Here is a 1,025-nt window from a genome sequence, read left to right as displayed (position 1 = left end):
GTTGCTGGTCGGCAAGGTGCTCGACGACGCGGGCTCCGGCTACAGCTCGTCCATCATCGCGGGCATGGAGTGGGCCGCCCACTCCGGCGCGAAGGTGGTCAGCATGAGCCTCGGCGGCGACCCGACCGACGGCACCGACCCGATGAGCCAGGCGGTGAACGACCTGACCGCCGAGACCGGCGCGCTCTTCGTGGTCGCCGCCGGCAACTCGGGTGCCGCGCGTACCGTCGGCGCGCCCGGCGCGGCCTCGGCGGCGCTCACCGTCGGCGCGGTGGACCGCGCCGACAACCTGGCGGAGTTCTCCAGCCGGGGCCCGCGCCTCGGCGACAACGGCCTCAAGCCCGAGATCACCGCGCCGGGTGTCGGCATCATCGCCGCCCGGGCCGCCGGAACCGCCATGGGTACGCCGGTGGACGACGCCTACACGACCGCGTCGGGCACCTCGATGGCCACCCCGCACGTGGCCGGAGCGGCGGCGATCCTCGCCCAGGAACACCCCGACTGGTCCGCCGTGAAGCTCAAGGACGCGCTGGTCAGCACCACGAAGGCGAACCCGGCGTTGACCGTCTTCGAGCAGGGCGCCGGCCGGGTCGACGTGGCCCGCGCGCTCGGCCAGCGGGTGTACTCCTCCGCCACCGCCGACTTCGGTCGGCTCAGCACCGGTGGCGCGACGGTCGAGCGGACCGTGACGTACACCAACGGCGGCACGACCCCGCAGACCCTGCGGTTGGCCCTGGAGCTGCGCAACCTGGACACCCGCGCGGCCGAGACCGACGGGGTGGCGGTCGGCGGCACCGAGGTGACGGTGCCGGCCGGCGGCAGCGTCGCCGTGCCGTTGCGGGCGGACCCGGCGAAGCTGGACCGGGGGGTGCACGGCGGGTGGCTGGTAGCCACCGGCGCGGACGGCGTCGCGGTGCGTACCGCCGTCGCGCTGACCCTCAGCGGCCCGCTGCACACCGTCACCGTGAAGGCGCTGGACATGAAGGGTCAGCCGGGTCTCGCGTCGGTGCTCACCCTCTTCGGTG

The 1,025-nt window shown here is 74.6% G+C and carries 1 protein-coding gene; it reads left to right on the top strand.

Annotated features, from left to right (window positions below; genetic code table 11):
• Window positions 1-16: 16 nt before the first annotated feature.
• Window positions 17-1,025 (top strand): S8 family serine peptidase (locus tag KBX53_RS34070; RefSeq protein WP_309140918.1); only part of this gene is annotated, 1,009 nt, incomplete at its 3' end.

It is taken from the genome of Micromonospora sp. M51, from assembly GCF_018070305.1.
Lineage (GTDB): Bacteria > Actinomycetota > Actinomycetes > Mycobacteriales > Micromonosporaceae > Micromonospora > Micromonospora parva.
Note: the sequence above shows the minus strand (reverse complement) of the source record. Positions and strands in the feature narration are given on the sequence as shown.